Here is a 14,104-nt window from a genome sequence, read left to right on the forward strand (position 1 = left end):
CCTGCCCCGGTACACCTCGACCTCGGTGAGCCGGACGGTCACCTCGCCGTCGGGGCGGCGGGTCGTGACGTGCGCCTCGAGGAGGTCGACGGCGACGTCCTGCGCGTCGCGCGCGTACCAGTCCCGCGGCGGGACGCGACCCGGTACCGGGGCGCGTCCGGCGTCGTCGGTCACTGCGCCCACGGCCGGGTGCCGTCGACGACGACGTCGGCCCGCTCCCGCGTGCGCTCGACCGCGTAGTGCCGCGCCTCGGCGTCCATCCACGCGAGCCACTGCGGTCGTAGCTCCTCGCCGTCCCGCTCGAGGCCGCGGGCGAGGCGCAGGTCGTCCGGGGCCTCGACCCACACGCGCACGGCGGCGACGTCGTCGGCGGCGCGGCGGGCGGAGCCGCACCCCTCCACGACGAGGACGTCCGTGACCGGGACGTCGCAGGCCTCGCCGAACGCACCGGCGAGCCAGTCGTACCGGCGGTACCGGCCGGGGCGTCCCTCGCCGAGCGGGCGCAGGACGTTCGCGTCGAGGCGGTCCCACCAGCCCTCCAGGTCGCCCCAGCCGGCGAGCAGGTCGTCGGCGTGCAGCACCGGGGCGCCGAGCGCCTCACCGAGCCGACCGGCGAGGGTCGTCTTGCCGGACCCCGCCGGTCCGTCGACGACGACGAGCCGGGTCGACCCGAGCCGCGGCTCCGCCGCCCGCACCCGGGCGGCGATCCCCGCCACGGCGCCGTCGGCCCCCGCCCCGCCCGTCCGGGGATCGGCGACGTCCGCGCCGCTCACGCCGGCCCCCCGCCGAGTGCGACGTTTCGCACCCTTGGTGCCTCTCGAAAGGTGCAGAAGGTCGCACTCGGCAGGGGGTGAGCGTGGGCGGCGCGGGGGTGGGTGGCGCGGGGGTGGGTGGGGCGGGGGTGGAGGAGCCGCACGTCAGGCGGCCGCCCAGGCGCGCAGAGCCGCGGCGCGCTCGGCGGCACGCTCGAGCTGCTCGCGCACGCGCACCGGTGCTGTGCCGCCGTGCGCGGACCGCGACGCGAGCGACCCCTCGACCGTGAGGACCTCACGGACCCTGGGCGTCAGGTGCGGGGAGATCCGGGCGAGGTCGTCGTCGGACAGGTCCCACAGCTCGATCCCGCGGTCCTCGCACTCGCGCACGCACACCCCGGCGAGCTCGTGCGCGACGCGGAACGGGACGCCCTCGCGGACGAGCCACTCGGCGATGTCGGTCGCGAGCGAGAACCCCTGGGGGGCGAGCTCGGCCATCCGGCCGGTGTCGAACCGCATCGTGGCGATCATCCCGGCGAAGGCCGGCAGCAGGACGGTGAGGGTGTCGACTTGGTCGAACACCGGCTCCTTGTCCTCCTGCAGGTCGCGGTTGTACGCGAGCGGGAGCCCCTTGAGCGTGGTCAGCAGTCCCGTGAGGTCCCCCACGAGCCGGCCGGCCTTGCCGCGGGCGAGCTCGGCGACGTCGGGGTTCTTCTTCTGCGGCATGATGCTCGACCCGGTCGAGTAGGCGTCGTCCAGCCGGACGAACCCGAACTCCTTGGTCGCCCAGAGGATGACCTCCTCCGCGATCCGCGACAGGTCCACGCCGGTCATCGCCGCGACGAAGGCGAACTCCGCGACGACGTCGCGCGAGGCGGTCCCGTCGATCGAGTTCTCCACCGGGCCGTCGAAGCCGAGCTCGGCGGCCACCGCGGCCGGGTCGAGCCCGAGCGAGGAGCCCGCGAGCGCCCCGGACCCGTACGGGGACCGCGCGGCCCGGGCGTCCCAGTCGACCCACCGCTCGACGTCACGCAGCATCGGCCACGCGTGGGCGAGGAGGTGGTGCGCGAGCAGGACGGGCTGGGCGTGCTGCAGGTGCGTGCGCCCGGGCATCGCCGCCTCCCCCACCCCGCGCGCCTGCCCGACGAGCGCGTCGACGACGTCGAGCAGCAGCCCCGAGATCGTCCGCGCCTGCTCGCGCAGGTACATCCGCACGAGCGTGGCGATCTGGTCGTTGCGCGAGCGGCCGGCGCGCAGCTTGCCGCCCAGCTCCGGGCCGGCGCGCTCGATCAGCCCGCGCTCGAGCGCGGTGTGCACGTCCTCGTCGGCGACGACCGGCGTGAACGCGCCGCTGCGCACGTCGTCGAGCAGGCGGCCCAGCGCCGCGACCATGCCGTCACGCTCGGCGTCGGTCAGCAGCCCGGCCCCGTGGAGCACGTGGGCGTGCGCGACCGACCCGGCGATGTCGTGGCCGGCGAGCCGCCAGTCGAAGTGCGTGCTGAGCGACAGCGCGGCGAGCGCGTCGGACGGCCCCCGGCGAACCGGCCGCCCCACAGGCTCACGCGCTCCCCGCCGACCCCGCCCGCCCCGCCGGGCGCGGGCGGGACGGGCGGCACGGGCGGCGTCGTCGGCCCCGTCATCCTCAGGCCCCGACCGTGCCGGACGACGACGCCTCGGCCGAGCCGCCGGACAGCGCACCGGAGCTCGACGACCCGGCGACCGGGCTGAGGTCCACGCCGTTGCCGAAGCGGACGTCGCGCGCGGCGGCGAGCTTGGCGGTCAGGCCGTAGATCTCGATGAAGCCCTTCGCGTTGGACTGGTCGAAGGTGTCGCCGGTGTCGTACGTGGCGAGGTTGAAGTCGTACAGGCTCGCGCCGCTGCGGCGGCCGGTGACCGTCGCCCGACCGCCGTGCAGGACCATCCGGACGTCACCGGTCACGTACTGCTGGGTGTCGTCGACGAAGACGTCGAGCGAGCGCTTGAGCGGGGAGAACCACATGCCGTCGTAGACGAGCTCGGCCCACCGCTGGTCGACGCCGCGCTTGAAGCGGGCCTGCTCGCGCTCGACGGTGACGTTCTCGAGCTCCTGGTGCGCGGCGATGAGCGCGATCGCACCGGGGGCCTCGTACACCTCGCGGGACTTGATGCCCACGAGGCGGTCCTCGACGATGTCGATCCGGCCGACGCCCTGGGCGCCGGCGCGGCGGTTCATCTCCTGGATCGCCTGCAGCGGGGTCACCGGGACGCCGTCGATCGCGACCGGGACGCCGCGGTCGAAGCGGATGATGACCTCGTCGGCGACCGGCGGGAACGTGGGGTCGTCGGTGTAGCTGTAGACGTCCTTGGTCGGCGCGTTCCAGATGTCCTCGAGGAAGCCGGTCTCGACCGCGCGGCCCCACACGTTCTGGTCGATGGAGAACGGGTTGTGCTTGGTCGTCTCGATCGGCAGCGCGTGCTTGTTGGCGTACTCGATCGCCTTGTCGCGGGTCAGCGCGAGGTCCCGGACCGGGGCGAGGCACTTGAGGTCGGGCGCGAGCGAGGTGATGCCGACCTCGAAGCGGACCTGGTCGTTGCCCTTGCCGGTGCAGCCGTGCGCGACGGTGGTCGCCCCGAACTGGCGCGCGGCGCGCACGAGGTGCTTGACGATCACCGGGCGCGACAGCGCGGACACCAGCGGGTAGCGGTCGAGGTAGAGGGCGTTCGCCTTGAGCGCGGGCATGCAGTACTCGTCCGCGAACTCGTCCTTGGCGTCGGCGACGTAGGCCTCGACGGCCCCGCAGTCGAGCGCGCGACGGCGGATGACCTCGAGGTCCTCGCCGCCCTGGCCGACGTCGACCGCCACGGCGATGACCTCGGCGCCGGTCGCCTCCGCGATCCAGCCGATACCGACAGAGGTGTCCAGTCCGCCGGAGTAGGCGAGGACGACGCGTTCAGTCATGACAGTTCTCTTTCGTCAGGGGTGGAGAGGGTGGTGGGGCTCGCGCCGGTGACCGGCTCGGTGCCGGCGGCATCGGGGCTTCCCGGGGAGGCGAGGTCGAGGAAGCGCTCGGCGAGCGCGTGGCCGCCCGGGCCGCCGTCGACGCCGTCGCGGGCGATGACGAGCACGGTGTCGTCACCGGCGATCGTGCCCATGACGCCGGGCAGCACGGAGTGGTCGATGGCCGAGGCGAGGAACTGCGCCGCCCCCGCGGGCGTGCGCAGCACGACGAGGTTGCCGGACGCGTCCGCGGTGACCAGCAGCTCCGCGCACAGGCGGGCGAGCCGGGCCGCGAGGTACTCGGTGTCCGCAGCCGGCTGCGGGCTGCGGTCGCCGCCCTCGGCGGGGACGGCGTAGGCGAGCGCGCCGCCGGGCGTGCGGATCTTCACCGCGCGCAGCTCGACGAGGTCACGGGACAGCGTGGCCTGGGTGACCGAGACGCCGACCTCGGCGAGCTGCCCGGCGAGCTCGGTCTGGGAGTGCACCGGCTGGCGCGCGAGCAGCGTGGTGATGAGGGCGTGCCGGGCCGCTTTGGTCGCGGGCAGCCGGGCCGTGTCGGGGCCGGCCGTCACGGCTGGTCCAGCAGCCAGGCCAGCAGCGCCTTCTGCGCGTGCAGCCGGTTCTCGGCCTCGTCCCACACCGCCGACTGCGGGCCGTCGAGCACCTCGGCGGTGATCTCCTTGCCGCGGTACGCGGGCAGGCAGTGCAGCACGATCGCGTCCGGGGCGGCCGCCGCCAGCAGGGCGGCGTCGACCCGGAACGGCACGAACGGTGCCTCCCGGTCGGCGGCCTGGTCCTCCTGGCCCATCGACACCCAGGTGTCGGTGGCCAGGACGTCGGCGCCCGCAGCGGCCTCGGCGGCGTCGTGCGTCACGAGCACGGAGCCGCCGGTGGTCGCCGCGATGCGGGCGGCGTCGTCGACGACGGCGGGGTCAGGGCCCAGCCCGCGGGCGTCCCGATCCGGACGTGCATCCCGGCGGTCGCCCCGCCGAGCAGGTACGACGCCGCCATGTTGTTGGAACCGTCGCCGACGTAGGAGAGGGTCAGCCCGGTCAGCGTCCCCACGCCGCCGCGCAGCTGGGCGACGGTCAGCAGGTCGGCGAGGATCTGGCACGGGTGGAACGCGTCGGTGAGCGCGTTGACGACCGGGACGGCGGAGACCGCCGCCATGGTCTCGAGGCGGTCCTGGCCGAACGTCCGCCACACGATCGCGGCGACCTGCCGGTCCAGCACCCGGGTGGTGTCCTCGACGGACTCGCCCCGGCCGAGCTGGGACGTCGAGCCGTCCAGCACGAGCGGGTACCCCCATCTCGGCGATCCCGGTCTGGAACGACACCCGGGTGCGGGTGGACGGCTTGTCGAAGATGACGGCGACGGCGCGCGGGCCGGTGAGCGGCGTCCGGACGAACCGGTCCTGGCGGAAGGCGAGCCCGAGCTCGAGGACGGCGCGCTGCTCGGCCGGCGACAGGTCGTCGTCGCGCAGCAGGTGGCGGGTCATGCGGCACCGTCCCGGGCGAGGAAGTCGACGAAGTCGCCGGCCTGCTCGGCGGTGAGGATGAGCGGGGTGCGAGCCGGATCGCGTCCGGGGCGACCGGGTTGACGATGAACCCGGCCGCGAGCGCCCGGGCGGCCAGCGCCGGGGCGGCGGCCTCGCTCAGTGTGATGGCGATGAGGAGCCCCTCGCCGCGGACGCCGGTCACGAGCGGGTGCCCGGCCGCGGCGATGCCGGACCGCAACGCCTGGCCCACCGCGGTGACCTGGGCGAGGAGCCCGTCGCGCTCGATCACGCCGATCGTGGTGAGCGCGGCGGCGGCCGCGACCGGGTTGCCGCCGAACGTCGTGCCGTGCTGGCCGGGACCGAGCAGGGTCGCGGCGCGCTCGCCGTGCGCGACGACCGCGCCGATCGGGAACCCGCCGCCGAGCCCCTTGGCCAGGGTCACGACGTCGGGCGTGATCCCGCCGCCGAGGTGCGGGTGCTGGTGCGCGAGCCATGCGCCGGTGCGACCCATGCCGGTCTGCACCTCGTCGAGCACGAGCAGAGCCCCGTGGGCCTCGGTCAGCTCCCGCGCGCGGGCGAGGTACCCCGGCGGGAGCGGCCGGACGCCCGCCTCGCCCTGGATGGGCTCGAGGACGAGCGCGGCGACGTCGTCGGCCATCGCGGCCTCGAGCGCGGCGGTGTCACCGAACGGGAGGAACTCCACCCCGCCGGGCAGCGGCTCGAACGGCTCGCGGTAGGCGGCCTTGGCGGTCAGCGCGAGCGCCCCCATGGTGCGGCCGTGGAAGGCGCCCTCGAGCGCGAGGATGCGCGGGCGACCGGTGCGGCGGGCCATCTTGACGACGGCCTCGGTCGCCTCCGTGCCGGAGTTCGTGAAGAACACACGGGATCCCGCCCGCGCGCCGCACAGCGCGAGGAGGCGCTCGGCGAGCGCGACCTGGGTCGGGGTGGCGAAGAAGTTCGAGACGTGCCCGAGCGTGCCGAGCTGGGCGGAGATCGCCGCGGTCAGCGTGGGGTGGGCGTGGCCGAGCGCGTTGACCGCGATGCCGGCGAGCAGGTCGAGGTAGCGGACGCCGTCGGCGTCCCACACGTACGCGCCCTCGCCGCGGACGAGGACCCGCTGCGGCGGACCGAACGTGTTCATGAGCGCGTGGGTGTACCGGTCGGTCCACGCGGCGACCGAGTCGTGGCCGACGACGTCGGTGGGCGCGCTCGAGCCGACGGCGGACGGGCTCGAGGGGATGCCGGTCATGACTGGCCTCTCGGGTCGACGACGACGGGGATGGCGCCGGTGAACGGGGACGGGACGGGCTCGTCGTCCGGCAGGACCATCGTGCCCACCCCCTCGGACGTGAACACCTCGACGAGCACGGAGTGCGCCTCGCGGCCGTCGATGACGTGCGCGCGGCCGACGCCGCCGGTCACCGCGCGCCAGCACGCCTCCATCTTGGGGCGCATGCCCTGGTCGAGCCCGGGCAGCAGCTCGGCGAGCGACGCCGCCCGGATGCGGCGCACGAGCGAGCCGCGGTCGGGCCACGAGGTGTAGAGGCCCTCGACGTCGGTGAGCACGATGAGCTTGCGGGCGCCGAGCGCGACCGCGAGCGCGGCGGCGGCGGTGTCCGCGTTGACGTTGAGCACCTGGGTCGGGTCGTCGACGTCCGGGGCGACGGTCGAGACGACCGGGATGCGCCCCGCGGCGAGCAGGTCCAGGACCGCGCCGGGGTTGACCTCGACGACGTCGCCCACGAGCCCGATGTCCACCGTCTCGCCGCCGACGACGGCGGTGCGGCGGCGGGCCTGGAGCAGGCCGCCGTCCTCGCCGGACAGCCCGACGGCGTACGGGCCGTGCGCGTTGAGCAGCCCGACGAGCTCGCGCGACACCTGGCCGGTGAGCACCATCCGGACGACGTCCATCGCCTCGGGCGTGGTCACGCGCAGCCCGCCGCGGAACTCGGACTCGATGCCGAGCCGGTCGAGCATCGCGTTGATCTGCGGGCCGCCGCCGTGCACGACGACGGGGCGCAGGCCGACCTGGCGCAGGAACACCATGTCCTGGGCGAAGGCTCGCTTGAGGCGGTCGTCGACCATGGCGTTGCCGCCGTACTTGACCACGACGAGCGCACCGGCGAAGCGCTGCAGCCACGGCAGGGCCTCGATCAGCACCTCCGCCTTCTGGTGCGCGAACAGTCCGGTGCGGACGTCGAAGTCGTCGTGCTCGGGGGCGATGTCGGTCATGAGGAGTACGCGCTGTTCTCGTGGACGTAGTCGTGCGTGAGGTCGTTGGTCCAGACGGTCGCCCGGGCGTCGCCGGCGTGCAGGTCGACGCGCACGTGCACCTCCCGGGCGGACGCGAGGTCGACGCCCTCGCGGTCGTCACCGACGCCGCCCGCGCGGCACACGGTGACCCCGTTGATCGTGACGTCGATGCGGTCGGCGTCGTACGCGGCGACCTCGACCGGCACGGTCCCGACGGCGGCGAGCACGCGCCCCAGTTCGGGTCGTTGCCGAAGACGGCGGCCTTGAACAGGTTGGAGCGGGTGACCGAGCGGGCGACCGCGACGGCGGCGTCCTCGCTACCCGCGCCGGTGACGGTGACGGCGATCTCGTGGCTCGCGCCCTCGGCGTCGGCGATCAGCGCGCGGGACAGGCTCGCGCACGCCTCGGTCAGCGCGGCGGTGAGCTCGTCGCGGCCGACCCGCACGCCGGACGCCCCGGACGCGAGCAGCGCCACGGTGTCGTTGGTGGACATGCAGCCGTCGGAGTCGATGCGGTCGAAGGTGACGCGGGTGGCGGCGCGCAGGGCGGCGTCGGCGTCCTCGGCGGTGCACTCGGCGTCGGTGGTCAGGACGCTGAGCATCGTGGCCAGGCCGGGGGCGAGCATCCCGGCGCCCTTGGCCATGCCGCCGACCGACCAGCCGTCACGCTCGACGACGACGGTCTTCGGCACGGAGTCGGTGGTCATGATCGCGGTGGCCGCGTCCGGTCCGCCGTCGGCGGTGAGCCCGGCCGCGGCGGCGCTGACGCCGGCGAGCAGGCGGTCCATCGGCAGCCGGGTGCCGATGAGCCCGGTCGAGCAGACCAGGACGTCGCCCGCGGACACCCCGAGCGCCGCCGCGGTGTGCTCGGCGGTGGCGTGCGTGTCGGCGAAGCCCTCGGGCCCGGTGCAGGCGTTGGCGCCGCCGGAGTTGAGGACGATCGCGGACGCCACGCCGTCGGACACGGCCTGCCGCGACCACAGGATCGGGGCGGCCTGCACGCGGTTGGTCGTGAACACGGCGGCACCGACGGCGAGCGGGCCGTCGTTGACGACGAGGGCGACGTCGGGCGCGCCGGTGGACTTGAGCCCGGCGGCGACGCCGGCGGCCCGGAAGCCGCGGGGGTGGGTTGTCGTCACGGCGCGACTCCGTTCGTGGTGAGCCCGAGCGTCTCGGGGAGTCCGAGCGCGAGGTTGAGGGACTGGATCGCTCCGCCGGCGGTGCCCTTGACGAGGTTGTCGATCGCGGTGACGGTCACGACCCGGCCGGCGCGCTCGTCGACGGCGACCTGCACGAGCGCGGTGTTCGCCCCGGCGGTGGCGGCCGTCGTCGGCCAGCGCAGGGCACCGGCGGACGTCGCGGGCAGCAGGCGGACGAACGGCTCGTCGGCGTAGGCGGCCTCCCACGCAGCCCGTACCGCGGCGGCGTCGGTGCCGGGCGCGAGGCGCGCGGTCGCGGTGGCGAGGATGCCGCGGGCCATCGGCACGAGGGTCGGCGTGAAGGAGATGGACACCGACGCCGCACCCGCGACCCGCAGGTTCTGCTCGATCTCCGGGATGTGCCGGTGCACGCCGCCGACGCCGTACGGCTGGGCGGCACCGAGCCCTTCGGCGGCGAGGAGGTGCGGCTTGAGCGCCTTGCCGGCGCCGGAGTAGCCGTTGGCGAGCACCGCGACGAGGTCGGTGGCCTCGACGACCCCGGCCGCGACGCCGGGCTGCAGACCGAGGGTCACCGCGGTGACGTTGCACCCGGGGACGGCGATCCGCCGCACCCCCGCGAGCGCGGCGCGCTGGGCGAGGGGGCGCACCTCGTTCGCGTGGAGGAGCTCGGGCAGCCCGTACGGCCAGTGCCCGGCGTGCTCGCCCCCGTAGAAGGTGGTCCAGGCGGCGGCGTCGGTCAGGCGGTGGTCCGCGCCCAGGTCCAGGACGAGGACGTCGTCGCCGAGCTCCGCGGCGATCGCGGCCGACGCGCCGTGCGGCAGCCCGAGGACGACGACGTCGTGCCCGCCGAGCGTCTGCGCGGTCGTCGGCTCGAGCACGCGGTCGGCGAGCTCGACGAGGTGCGGGTGGTGCTCACCGAGCGTGGTGCCGGCGCTGGCGTGCGCGGTGAGCGTGCCGATGCGGGCCTCGGGGTGGCCGAGCAGCAGGCGCAGGGCCTCGCCGCCGGCGTAGCCGCTGGCACCTGCGACGGCGACGGTGAAAGACATGTGCATGACCATACACCGCCATGCTCGATCTATGCATACGCCGCGCCGGGCCGGTCGGCGGCCTCGACTATCGTGCCCGGACATGCGAGCCATCCGCGCCACCGCCGCCGGCGGACCCGACGTCCTGAGCCTGGACGACCTGCCCGCCCCGTCCCCCGCGTCCGGCGAGGTCCTCGTCGACGTCGCCGCGGCGGGCGTCAACTTCATCGACACCTACCGGCGGTCCGGCGTCTACCCGATGCCCTACCCGCACGTCGTCGGCTCCGAGGGCGCGGGGCGCGTGGTCGCGGTGGGCGACGGCGTCGACGACCTCGCCGTCGGCGACCGCGTCGCCTGGAGCGGCGCCGCGGGCTCGTACGCCGAGCAGGTCGCCGTGCCGGCCCGCGAGGCGGTCCCGGTGCCGGACGGCGTCGACGACGACGTCGCGGCCGCGCTCCTCCTGCAGGGCCTGACCGCCCACTACCTCGTGACGTCGACGTTCCCCGTCGAGCAGGGCCAGGACGTGCTGCTGCACGCCGGCGCTGGCGGCGTCGGCCTGCTGCTCACCCAGCTCGCCGTCCCGCGCGGCGCCCGCGTGATCACCACCGTGGGGTCGACGGAGAAGGAGGAGCTGTCGCGCGCCGCGGGGGCGTCCGACGTCATCCGGTACACCGAGCTCGGCGACCTCACGGCCGAGCTGCCGGCGCTCGTCCGGGACCTCACCGGCGGTGCGGGCGTGCACACCGTGTTCGACGGCGTCGGCCGCTCGACGTTCGAGGCTTCGCTGGCGTCGCTGCGCCCGCGCGGCGGCCTGGCGCTGTTCGGGGCAGCGTCCGGGCCCGTGCCGCCGTTCGACCCGCAGCGGCTCAACGCCGGCGGGTCCCTGTACCTGACCCGCCCGTCGCTCGGTCACTACGTCGCGACCCGCGCCGAGCTGCTCGACCGGGCCGGTGACCTGTGGGACGCCGTCCTCGCCGGGAGACTGGACGTCCGCATCGGCGCCACGTTCCCCCTGGCGGACGCCGCCGACGCCCACCGCGCCCTCGAGGGTCGCGCCACCACCGGAAAGGTCCTGCTGCACCCGTGAGCACCGCCGAACCCGTCTCCCCCACCGCCCCCTCGCCGCTGCACCGCGCACCCGGCCGCTGCTCGTCGAGATCTGGTCCGACGTCGCCTGCCCGTGGTGCTACATCGGCCGACGCCGGTTCGCCGCCGCGCTCGAGGCCTTCCCCCACCGTGAGCAGGTGCAGGTCCGGTGGCGCAGCTACCAGCTCTCCCCCGAGGCCGAGGTCGGCTCCCCGCTCAGCGAGGCCGAGATGCTCGCGCAGACCAAGGGGCTGCCGCTGGAGTCCGTGCAGGAGATGTTCGCGCACGTCACCGAGGTCGCCGCGGGCGTCGGGCTGCGGTACCGCTTCGACACGGTCCGGCCGGCGAACACCCTCGACGCGCACCGGCTCATCCACCTGGCCCGGCGTCGTGGCCCGCAGGTCGCCGACGCGATGGTCGAGGCGCTCATGAGCGCGCACTTCGAGCAGGGGCTCGCGGTGGACGACCGCGAGGTGCTCGCCGGCATCGCCGCGGGCGTCGGCCTGGACGCCGACGACGTGCGCGCGTCCCTGGCCGGGACGGACGCCACCGACGACGTCCTCGCCGACCTCGAGGAGGGCCGCACCGTGCGGGTCTCCGGCGTCCCGTTCTTCGTGCTGGACCGCCGGCTCGGCGTCTCCGGCGCCCAGCCGACCGAGCTGTTCACCGAGGCGCTCGAGCGCGCCTGGGCTGCGGACGGGCGATGACCGGCCCGCTCCCCGGCGCGCCGGTGCACGACGCCCTGCGCCCCCGCCCGATCACGCCCGACGACGTCCCGGCCCTCGCCGTCCTCAACGACGCCGCCGTCCCGGCCGTCAACGCGCTCGGGACCGCCGCCCTCGCCGCGCACGTCCCCGTCTGCGACCTCGCGATCACGATCGCCGACGACGACGACGGCACCCCGGTGGCCTTCCTGCTCGCACTCGCCCCCGGCGCGGACTACGTCAGCGAGAACTTCCGCTGGTTCGCCGAGCACCGGCCGGGGTCGCTGTACGTCGACCGCATCGTCGTCGCCCCGCACGCCCACGGCCGCGGCCTGGGACGGCTGCTGTACGACGCGGTGCTGGGCCGGGCACGCACGCTCGGCCTCGCCGAGGTCACCTGCGAGGTCAACCTCGAGCCGCCGAACCCGCAGTCCCTGGCCTTCCATGCCCGGCTCGGGTTCGCCCAGGTCGGCGAGCAGGTGACCAAGGGCGGCACGGTCCGGGTGGCCCTGCTGGCACGCCCGGTCTGACGGTCCGGCGGTCCGACCCTCAGTCGGCCAACCGGAAGACCAGCTCGGTCCGCCACCGGTCCATGTCCGGTTCCTCGCGAGGGTCCGTCGGGTAGACCTCCAGCCGGCAGCCCCAGGCCTCGCCACGGTCGGTGTCGACCCGGTCCCACACCAGCCCGTCGTCGCGGGCCCGGTCGAGGAGGTCGGCCGTCGCCTCGACGAGCCGGTCGGGGTGGCCGGTGACCTCGACGACGGCGTACCGGCCACCCGGCAGGACGCCCGCCGTGACCTCACCGTCGCCGTCCACGCCCCGGTCCACCGGCACCCCGACCTCGATCTCGACGTCCGCCTCCATGTCGATGACGAGATACCGGAAGAAGGGCGCACCGGAGGGGACGACACCGCGGTCCGCCGCCCAGCTCAGCACGTCCGGAATACGGTCCGCGGCCACGCTCATCGTCTGCATGGTCACGACGCACCGGATCGCGACGTACGGCTGCGCGAGCCGCGTGACGATCACGGGTCCGCTCGTGGGAGAGGTCATCATGCTCGTAGGGACCGCCGCGCGGGCGCGGACTCATCGGTGGCCCGTGGGCCACCGGACGGGCACGCTGCCGGGCGAGGCGTCGCCTCAGTCGCCCGCGGGCTGAGGAGCGCGGAGGGTCGCGACGGCGTGACGGAAGCCGTCGAGCAGGAAGGCCCGGGCCTGTCGGCTGACCGGGGCCCAGGGCGCGACCAGGTCGAACCCGTGGAAGGCACCGGGGTACACGGTGGACGTGACGGGGACGTCGGCGTCGCGGAGGCGACGGACGTAGTCGACGACCTCGTCGTGGAACGGCTCGGCGTCACCGACGAACGTCAGCGTGGGCGGCAGGCCACGCAGGTCCTCGGCGCGGGCCGGTGCCGCGTACGTGGGGACATCGCCACCCCGGAGGGCGCCGAGGTACAGATCCCAGGCACCCTCGTTGGTGGCGGTGTTCCAGACCGGAGCGCCGTTGTCGCGCGAGGAGCCGGTGGGCCGGTCGTCGATCATCGGGTACAGCGGCATCGCGAAGGCGATGGCCACCTCCCCGCGGTCGCGGGCGAGCAGGGTGAGCGCCGCGGCAAGACCGCCTCCGGCGCTCTCGCCACCGACCATGAGCTGGTCGTCGGCGACACCGAGCCCGGCGGCCGAGTCCCGCAGCCACCGCAGGGCGTCCTCGCAGTCGTCGAGGGCGGCGGGGTAGGGCGCCTCGGTGGAGAGCCGGTAGTCGGGCAGGACGACCACGCAGCCCGACGCGGCCACGAGCCGCTCCGCGGTCGCGCGGCTCTGCTCCGGCGTCCCGATCGCGTAACCGCCACCGTGGATCCACAGGACGGCGGCCACCCCGTCCGGGCGGCCGCCGGGCGGATGACGAGCAGACGCAGCGGCGACCCGTCGCGACGTGTGATCCACCGCTGGCTCCGCTCGATCCCGCCGCGGACGCGGGGACGGGACGGACGCGATCGACGCGGCCGACGGGTGAGCGCGTTGACCACGCGCACCTGACGCCGGTAGCCCTGCGGGGTCCGCGCCGTGATCGCGTGCAGCACCGGCGCCATCCGGCGCAGACCGGGGTCGAGGCCGTCGTGGCCGGGGGCGCTCACGCCGGCGGTCCCGCCGCGACCACCGCGCTGCACGCGGCGAGCACGAGCGCCGTCGGTGTCATGACGACCCGCTCGGCCCGGCTGCGGGAGAGCGCGTTCATCACCACGCCGAGCGCGAGGTACCCGACGAGCACCCAGGAGAGCACCCGGACGACGCCGTCGGGAGCGACCGGCCGGACGAGCCCGGCCCGTGCGAGGAGCAGCGCACCCATCGCGGCGTACAGGGCGATCGAGACTCCGCTGGCGACCCGGAGCCCCCGCGGCAACGGGCCGTCGTGCCGGCCACCCCACGCGAGACGTCCCCACGGTGCCCCGAGCGCGAGGCACGCCTGGAAGGCGACGAGGCACGCCAGGACGGAGCAGGCGACCAGGGCAGCGGTGTGCATGACCGCACCGTAGGCCCTGCACACCGGCGGCACGGGCGACACGGGCGGCACGGGCGGCGTCGTCAGGACCAGCGCGAGCCGACGCACCCGCTGCCGTGTCGTCCTCGGCGCATGGACGTGGGACGGGCT

Annotated in this window: 11 protein-coding genes and 4 pseudogenes; 3 read left to right on the forward strand and 12 right to left on the reverse strand. The window is 75.2% G+C overall.

The window, feature by feature from the left end; all coding sequences use genetic code 11:
- Positions 1–170: 170 nt before the first annotated feature.
- The 9 genes and pseudogenes from REH70_RS13735 to argC form a co-directional block, all read right to left on the reverse strand.
- Positions 171–773 carry an AAA family ATPase gene (locus tag REH70_RS13735; RefSeq protein WP_310748017.1) on the reverse strand — a complete coding sequence of 201 codons (603 nt, stop codon included), beginning with the start codon at positions 771–773 and terminating at the stop codon, positions 171–173.
- Between the two features lie 144 nt (positions 774–917).
- Positions 918–2,392 (reverse strand): annotated as a pseudogene (gene argH / locus REH70_RS13740) (argininosuccinate lyase).
- A 2-nt stretch (positions 2,393–2,394) separates the two neighbouring features.
- Positions 2,395–3,690 (reverse strand): argininosuccinate synthase, encoded by a 1,296-nt coding sequence (locus tag REH70_RS13745; protein ID WP_310748020.1) that lies wholly within the window; start codon positions 3,688–3,690, stop codon positions 2,395–2,397.
- Positions 3,687–4,301, reverse strand: a complete 615-nt coding sequence (locus tag REH70_RS13750) for an arginine repressor (protein ID WP_310748023.1) — start codon at positions 4,299–4,301, stop codon at positions 3,687–3,689. Before REH70_RS13750 ends, REH70_RS13745 begins: the two co-directional genes overlap by 4 nt.
- Positions 4,298–5,227, reverse strand: a pseudogene (gene argF, locus REH70_RS13755) (ornithine carbamoyltransferase). The gene REH70_RS13750 and the pseudogene argF overlap by 4 nt, the downstream one beginning before the upstream one ends.
- A pseudogene (locus tag REH70_RS13760) lies at positions 5,224–6,476 on the reverse strand (acetylornithine transaminase). The pseudogenes argF and REH70_RS13760 overlap by 4 nt, the downstream one beginning before the upstream one ends.
- Positions 6,473–7,459, reverse strand: coding sequence for an acetylglutamate kinase (gene argB, locus REH70_RS13765; RefSeq protein ID WP_310748025.1), 987 nt, complete (start codon positions 7,457–7,459; stop codon positions 6,473–6,475). Before argB ends, REH70_RS13760 begins: the two are co-directional and overlap by 4 nt.
- Positions 7,456–8,618, reverse strand: a pseudogene (gene argJ, locus REH70_RS13770) (bifunctional glutamate N-acetyltransferase/amino-acid acetyltransferase ArgJ). The gene argB and the pseudogene argJ overlap by 4 nt, the downstream one beginning before the upstream one ends.
- Positions 8,615–9,685 carry an N-acetyl-gamma-glutamyl-phosphate reductase gene (gene argC / locus REH70_RS13775; RefSeq protein WP_310748028.1) on the reverse strand — a complete coding sequence of 357 codons (1,071 nt, stop codon included), beginning with the start codon at positions 9,683–9,685 and terminating at the stop codon, positions 8,615–8,617. Before argC ends, argJ begins: the two are co-directional and overlap by 4 nt.
- Positions 9,686–9,767: 82 nt before the next feature.
- On the opposite strand from argC, the gene REH70_RS13780 reads away from it, so the two are divergent.
- From REH70_RS13780 to REH70_RS13790, 3 genes are all read left to right on the forward strand, one after another.
- Positions 9,768–10,751: a quinone oxidoreductase gene (locus REH70_RS13780; protein ID WP_310748031.1), complete on the forward strand. Its 984-nt coding sequence runs from the start codon at positions 9,768–9,770 to the stop codon at positions 10,749–10,751.
- A gap of 70 nt (positions 10,752–10,821) precedes the next feature.
- On the forward strand, positions 10,822–11,457 hold the full coding sequence (locus REH70_RS13785) for a DsbA family oxidoreductase (RefSeq protein ID WP_310754303.1): 636 nt from the start codon (positions 10,822–10,824) through the stop codon (positions 11,455–11,457).
- Entirely contained in the window at positions 11,454–11,984 is a 531-nt protein-coding gene (locus tag REH70_RS13790) for a GNAT family N-acetyltransferase (RefSeq protein WP_310748034.1), read from the forward strand. Before REH70_RS13785 ends, REH70_RS13790 begins: the two co-directional genes overlap by 4 nt.
- 19 nt (positions 11,985–12,003) lie before the next feature.
- On the opposite strand, the gene REH70_RS13795 is transcribed toward REH70_RS13790, so the two are convergent.
- From REH70_RS13795 to REH70_RS13805, 3 genes are all read right to left on the reverse strand, one after another.
- Positions 12,004–12,510 carry a GyrI-like domain-containing protein gene (locus REH70_RS13795; protein ID WP_310748037.1) on the reverse strand — a complete coding sequence of 169 codons (507 nt, stop codon included), beginning with the start codon at positions 12,508–12,510 and terminating at the stop codon, positions 12,004–12,006.
- 84 nt (positions 12,511–12,594) lie between these two features.
- Positions 12,595–13,329 carry an alpha/beta hydrolase gene (locus tag REH70_RS13800; protein ID WP_310748039.1) on the reverse strand — a complete coding sequence of 245 codons (735 nt, stop codon included), beginning with the start codon at positions 13,327–13,329 and terminating at the stop codon, positions 12,595–12,597.
- A gap of 256 nt (positions 13,330–13,585) precedes the next feature.
- Positions 13,586–13,975, reverse strand: coding sequence for a hypothetical protein (locus tag REH70_RS13805; protein WP_310748042.1), 390 nt, complete (start codon positions 13,973–13,975; stop codon positions 13,586–13,588).
- Positions 13,976–14,104: the final 129 nt, after the last annotated feature.

Source organism: Cellulomonas sp. ATA003 (assembly GCF_031582905.1).
Taxonomy (GTDB): domain Bacteria; phylum Actinomycetota; class Actinomycetes; order Actinomycetales; family Cellulomonadaceae; genus Pengzhenrongella.

Bases quoted from the DNA above. Each gene is read 5' to 3' on its own strand.
- REH70_RS13745 (WP_310748020.1), bottom strand. From the start codon at position 3,690: ATGACTGAACGCGTCGTCCTCGCCTACTCCGGCGGACTGGACACCTCT.
- argB (WP_310748025.1), bottom strand. From the start codon at position 7,459: ATGACCGACATCGCCCCCGAGCACGACGACTTCGACGTCCGCACCGGA.
- argC (WP_310748028.1), bottom strand. From the start codon at position 9,685: ATGTCTTTCACCGTCGCCGTCGCAGGTGCCAGCGGCTACGCCGGCGGC.
- REH70_RS13780 (WP_310748031.1), top strand. From the start codon at position 9,768: ATGCGAGCCATCCGCGCCACCGCCGCCGGCGGACCCGACGTCCTGAGC.
- REH70_RS13790 (WP_310748034.1), top strand. From the start codon at position 11,454: ATGACCGGCCCGCTCCCCGGCGCGCCGGTGCACGACGCCCTGCGCCCC.
- REH70_RS13795 (WP_310748037.1), bottom strand. From the start codon at position 12,510: ATGATGACCTCTCCCACGAGCGGACCCGTGATCGTCACGCGGCTCGCG.
- REH70_RS13805 (WP_310748042.1), bottom strand. From the start codon at position 13,975: ATGCACACCGCTGCCCTGGTCGCCTGCTCCGTCCTGGCGTGCCTCGTC.